The sequence below is a fragment of the Microbacterium sp. Bi128 genome, from assembly GCF_918698205.1.
In genome coordinates, this window is record NZ_CAKKMM010000482.1 from 1 (window position 1) to 3,462 (window position 3,462).

Below are 3,462 nucleotides of genomic sequence, written 5' to 3' on the forward strand. Positions count from 1 at the left end.
GTCGTCGCGCGTGCGGCCCTCCTTGGCGAGACCCTCGTCGAGGGCCGGGAGCAGCTTCTCGGTGTAGAGCTCGGGATCCTTGCCGCTCGTGGTGATGTAGCCCTCGGCGATGCGGCCGGCGAGCCGCGTGGCCGCAGGGCCCGAGGCGCCGATGTAGATCGGCACCTTCTGCTCGGGGCGGTCGTAGATCGTGGCATCCTTCACCGAGTAGTAGGTGCCCTCGAAGGTGACCCGGTCTTCGGTCCACAGCGTGTCGATGAGGGTGATGGCCTCTTTGAGGCGCTGGAAGCGCTCGGGCGGCTCGGGCCAGTCGAGGCCCAGCGTCACCTCGTTGAGCGCCTCGCCGGTGCCGACGCCGAGGGCGACACGGCCCGGGAACATCACGCCGAGGGTGGCGAACACCTGGGCGATGACGCCCGGGTGGTAGCGGAACGTGGGGGTGAGCACCGACGTCCCGAGCATGACGCGCTGCGTGCGGGCGCCGAGCGCCCCGAGCCAGGGGAGGGCGTTGGGCGCGTGTCCGCCCTCGTGCCGCCACGGCTGCAGGTGATCGGAGAGGAAGACCGAGTCGAAGCCCATCTCCTCGGCGAGCACGCCGAAGTCGAGCAGCTCGTTCGGCCCGAACTGCTCGCTCGAGGCCTTGTATCCGAATCGCAGCGGAACGCTCATGACTCTCCTTCTCCGTGACCCGCGCGAGCGGGGCGATGCGTCAGCCGCGCACGGGGGTGTGCGCGGGTTCGAACTCCGACCCGTCGGTACCGGTCAGTCTCTCGTGGAACGCCTGCACGGTGCCCGGCCACAGCAGCGTCAGCCGCCCCGATCTCTCGTCGACGTACCAGTTGCGGCATCCGCCGGTCATCCAGGGGGTGGATGCCGCGGCCGCGGCGATCTCTTCCGTGTACGCCGCTTCGGCCTCGGGGCGGACGCGCAGTACGCGGTCGGTGCGGCGGTCGCGCTCGGCGAGCGCGCGGACGACGTACGCGGCCTGCTCCTCCATCATGAGCACGGCCGAGTTGTGGCCGAGGCTCGCGTTCGGACCGTTCAGCACGAAGAGGTTGGGGAAGCCCGAGACCACCGTGGAGCCGAACGAGGTCATCCCCGACTCCCAGTGCGCGGCGAGCGTGCCCTCCTCGCCGCGCACGAGGTCGGCGTAGGGCTGCTGCGTCGAGGCGAAACCGGTGGCGAGCACGAGCACGTCGGCTGCGTGCTGTCGGCCGCTCGCGGCGGTGAGCGTCGACCCGTCGACCCGGTCGAGGGCGGTCGGTTCGAGCGTGACCCGGTCGGATGCCACGGCCGGATAGAACGCGTCGGAGAGCAGCACGCGCTTGCAGCCGAAGGCGTAGTCGGGCGTGAGGGCTGCGCGCAGGGCCGGGTCGGCGACCTGGGCGTGCAAATGCGCGAGCGCGGCGTCGCGGGCGGCGGCGGAGGCGGCGGCGTCGCCGGAGCGCGAGGCGAAGCGGGCCTCGCCCTCGGCGTAGAGCTCGGCGCGCAGGCGTGCGAGAGCGCCGGGGCTCTGGGCGAGCCGTTCGCGTTCCTCCGGCGGGATCTCGCCGCCGCCGCGGGGGACGATCCACGCGGGGGTGCGCTGGAAGAGCGTCACGTGCGCCGCGAGCTGGGCGAGCTCGGGCACGAGCTGCACGGCGCTCGCGCCGGTGCCGACGACCGCGACGCGCGTGCCGGTGAGATCGACGTCGTGGTCCCACCGGGCGGAGTGGAACAGCGGCCCCGGGAAGGACTCGAGGCCGTCGATCGCGGGAACATGCGGCTCGGTGAGGCGTCCGCACGCGAGCACGAGAGAGCGGGCCTGGAGCTGTTCGGCGCCGGTGTCGATGCGCCACAGCGAGGTGTCGGCATCCCATTCCGCGCCCGCGAGGGGGGTGCGCAGCCGGATGCGCTCGCCGAGGCCCGCGGCGACGTCGCGCAGGTACTGCTGGATCTCGTGCCCCTCGGCGAACGTGCGGGACCAGCCGGCGTGGGGGTGGGCGGCGTAGCTGTACAGGTGAGCGGGGATGTCGCACGCGACGCCCGGATAGGTGTTGTCGCGCCAGGTGCCGCCGACGTCATCCGCGCGTTCGATGACGACGACGTCGTCGCGACCCGCGCGCCGCAGGGCATCGACCATGCCGAGCCCGGCGAACCCCGCGCCCACCACGACGACGTCGACGACGCTCACGGGCGCGCCTTGCGGATGGGGAACCGCGTGCCCCCGCTGGTGACGACGGACGGCGCCGACGGGTCGACGGGCGTGCGCTCGACCCCGTAGTCGGTCGTGCGCAGGCGGAACGGCCGCATCAGGCTCCGCGCGATCCGTTCGGCCGCCGCGACCGGCAGCTCGAGCCCCTGCTCGATGCCGGTGTCGGGCAGCGCGCGCCCGTCGTAGAGCGTCCCGCCGAGGTCGTCGCCGCCGGCGCGCAGCAGCACGGCGGCGTTCTCGCGTCCGACGCGGGTCCACGGGATCTGCACGTGCGGGATCGCCCCCGACAGCATCAGGCGCGACACCGCGACCATCGCGCGGTGCTCGTCGAGCGGGGAGCGTCCCGTGACCAGCGGCACGTCTCCGCCCGGGAGCGGGATCGGGACGAACTCCGCGAAGCCGCGCGTCTCGTCCTGGATGCCGCGCAGCGTGCGCAGGTGCGCGATGCGCTCCTCGGCCGTCTCGACGTGGCCGTAGAACAACACCGACGTCGAGCGGAATCCGGCGCGATGCGCGGCCGTGATGCCCTCGACCCAGCGGTCGATCTCGAGATCGCCCGGGGCGACGAGCCGGCGCACGCGCTCGCTCAGCACCTTCACGCCCGTGCCCGGCACGGTGTCGACGCCCGCCTCGCGCATCGCGGCGAGGGCGCCGTCGAGCCCGAGCCCGCCGCGGTCGGCGAGATCGCGCACGTCGAGCGGACGGTACGCGTGGACATGGATGCCGGGCGCCCCGCGCTTCACGGCCCGCACGAGGTCGAGGTACGCCGAGGGGTCTTCGCCCGGCGCCAGCGCGCCCTGGACGCAGAGCTCGGTGGCACCGAGGTCGGCGGCATCCTCGGCGATCGCCTCGGCATCCGCGAGGTCGAACTCCCCGGGGCCGGTTCGGCCCGCGCGGCGGAAGCCCGTCGACGTGAGGTTGCGGTTGCGTACGAGGGTGACCGGCTCGCCGACGGTGTAACGGCGCGCGTCGTCGGCGGCGGCGGTCAAGGCGTCGAGCTCGGCGCCGGTGGCGTGCAGGAGTCGCGACCAGTCGGCGTCGTCGAGCGCGAGGGGGGCGGCGGCCGCGCGCTCGGCGAGACGCCGCACGCCCGGGTCGGCGGCTGCGCGCCCGGCGAGGCGCCGCACGCTCGGGTCGGCGGCGGCGGATCGCGCGGAGCCGGCGCTGGTCGCGGCATCCGCGAGCGGAGCGGAGGAGAATCCGGCGGCGGAGGATGCGGCGGGGGTGGGGACTCCTCCCGGGGCCGGATCTCCTCCCGTCGCGGGATC

At 74.1% G+C, this 3,462-nt stretch carries 3 protein-coding genes; all 3 read right to left on the reverse strand.

Going from position 1 to position 3,462, the window contains the following annotated elements; translation table 11 throughout:
- The coding region (locus LQV45_RS21480) for a TIGR03557 family F420-dependent LLM class oxidoreductase (RefSeq protein WP_230008743.1) at positions 1–669 on the reverse strand (669 nt) is incomplete at its 3' end.
- A gap of 40 nt (positions 670–709) precedes the next feature.
- Entirely contained in the window at positions 710–2,173 is a 1,464-nt protein-coding gene (locus LQV45_RS21485) for an NAD(P)/FAD-dependent oxidoreductase (protein ID WP_230008744.1), read from the reverse strand.
- A partial coding sequence (locus LQV45_RS21490) for a radical SAM protein (RefSeq protein ID WP_290370290.1) occupies positions 2,170–3,462 on the reverse strand: 1,293 nt, incomplete at its 5' end. The genes LQV45_RS21485 and LQV45_RS21490, both read right to left, overlap by 4 nt.